Genomic DNA, 2,361 nt, shown 5'->3' with positions numbered 1-2,361 from the left:
AGGACTTCAAAGATATTACCAATAAGCAAGTACTGAATTATGTACAGAAAATCAACTCAAGACCAAGGGAAAAACACCAGTACAAGACCCCAATGGTTGTCTGGTTGGAAAATAATAAGTAAATTGCACTAGTAATTTGAATCTACGGATCCGCTATATATCAAAAGAATCATGAAGAAAACATTCCTAACATCATTCCTCATACTGATAGTTTGCCATACGCTGTTAGCCCAAGATAAAAACGATAGTGGAAATCTCGCTTCTTGCGTTGAGTTCTCAAACACATTCAACGATATCAAAACTATATGCGATAAAGATAATGGAGAACTATGGGGAGTCAATTTATATGCACCAATTTTATGCATAGACAATAATCGTGATTTGTGGAGTAACCAAAAGGATTTACAAGGACAACTTCAAACATGTGGAAAAGTATTTATTGGAAAATATCCGCTCAATAAGAACATCGCCAATTCCACTATAAATGTATTTGGGCAGAAATGGGTGATGATAAAACTTCCAATACCTACTGATACCATAGACCGTAACATATTGTTCTGCCATGAAATGTTCCATTACTGGCAAGATTCTCTTGGCCATGTTCCAACACCCTACAATAATGTCCATATGGAGACCAAAGAAGCCAGAGTACTTCTCAAACTGGAATGGAAAGCATTTCTATCCGCTTGTAAAGAAACAGATCCATTATCACGAGAAATCGCAATTCGTGATGGCCTTACATTCAGAAGGCAAAGACAGGAAGAATTTAGTAAGTATTACTCGGATGAAACGGCTTTTGAAGTTCATGAGGGACTGCCTCAATATACAGGAATGAAACTATCCATTTCATCGGATGCTATATATCTTGACAAACTCGATAAGGAAGTTGAATCTTACATGAAGAAAGACGAGCTTGTCAGATGTTACGCCTACCTTTCTGGTCCCATCTTGGGGTATCTTCTTGATAAAAGCACGAATGAATGGCACAAGCATGTGGACGGAAATACTGATTTAGGAATATTAGTCCAGAATGCTTATAACATAGTTCTTCCTACAGACAAAGAGAATCATATACGACAAAGGAAGGCATGCTATGACTATGATAATATTATTGCCTTTGAAAATCAGCGAGATTCTGTACGAGCAATAAAGAAAAACGAATTAACTGCATTATTTACACAAAACATAAAGACGTTACCTTTGAAGAATATACAGATAAGTTTTAATCCTAACACTGTCGTTCCTCTCGAAAATATCGGCACCGTCTATAAAAATGCACGCATTGTTGATGAATGGGGCATTTTAGAAACAATAGGAAACGGAACAATACTTATTACCGAAGACTGGAAATCTGTTATATTGCCATACGCAAACAGCATTAAAGTCAATAACAACGTAGAAGAAACAGAATCTTGGAAACTACAATTAAAAGTTAGTAACAAATAGTGGGTGGGGCAAGCCTTATTTTAGCAAATTGAATCCTCCGATTACTATTGAATACAAAATCAATATTTATGAAACTAACCGATAAACAATTTTGGAAATTTGAAGCAATCGTGCTGGCTTGTACCACTGTTTCTGACTACAACAGCTATTCTTTCCATTGTACTGTTCTGCTTTGTGTGGGATTGGAATGGTACAAGCGAACGCCCCACAAATATACCTCCGGACGAAGGGACATACATTATCAATAATGAGTTTGTCGGAATTATTATAGCTACTAATTACTCCTATACTTACTTGTGTCATTTCATATATTGCTAAACATTGCTGTCCGATAAAAGTTTTTCGGAGAAAGAAGAGCTTCCTATTTCATCGGACAACCGAGTTCCCAGCTTGTCAGATCTCTGATGATCGCAGAAAGTCCATCAAATGTCTATTATAAAGGATTTCTCCCTACAGAGCTAATCAAACAGTGAAAAGGCTGTCTAACTTTATCGGACAGCCGATTTACTCACTGAAAGACGTTTGCTTAGGAGGCGACACTGTTGAAAAGCCAATGATATTTGGAGGTCAAGAAGACGTTTTGCTCAAGGGGGGGGCTTGGAAAACAAAATCAGAAAGCTCAACCGCTTCAATTCAGCGATTGAGTCCCCTCGGTATGCCCTTTCTGACTTTTATCGGACTGCAATGATTGCTAAACGATTATTATGTAGAAACAGCAGAATAGAATCTTAAATAACACAAAAACACCCAACTTTACATTATCGGGCGTAAAACTGGGTGTTTATTTTATAATTTACTGATTTTTCAGTATTTATTGCGGAGAGGGAGGGTTGTAAACCAAGCCTTCTAACTCCTTATATCGTAGTTGTTTATATTCCTCTAAGATTTAATTGTAGCCAAATTGTAGCCATAGGA

The 2,361-nt window shown here is 37.0% G+C and carries 1 protein-coding gene and 1 pseudogene; both read left to right on the top strand.

What is annotated here, in order from left to right; all coding sequences use genetic code 11:
* A pseudogene (locus QVO39_RS09160) lies at positions 1-122 on the top strand (IS30 family transposase); the annotation flags it as partial.
* Between the two features lie 49 nt (positions 123-171).
* Positions 172-1,446, top strand: a complete 1,275-nt coding sequence (locus QVO39_RS00245; protein WP_021902513.1) for a hypothetical protein — start codon at positions 172-174, stop codon at positions 1,444-1,446.
* Positions 1,447-2,361 lie beyond the last annotated feature (915 nt).

Origin of the sequence: Porphyromonas sp. CAG:1061, from assembly GCF_000435035.1 — a bacterium.
GTDB lineage: Bacteria > Bacteroidota > Bacteroidia > Bacteroidales > Porphyromonadaceae > Porphyromonas_A > Porphyromonas_A somerae.
Note: the sequence above shows the minus strand (reverse complement) of the source record. Positions and strands in the feature narration are given on the sequence as shown.

Coding starts and splice junctions, on each gene's coding strand:
- QVO39_RS00245 (WP_021902513.1), top strand. CDS start 172: ATGAAGAAAACATTCCTAACATCATTCCTCATACTGATAGTTTGCCAT.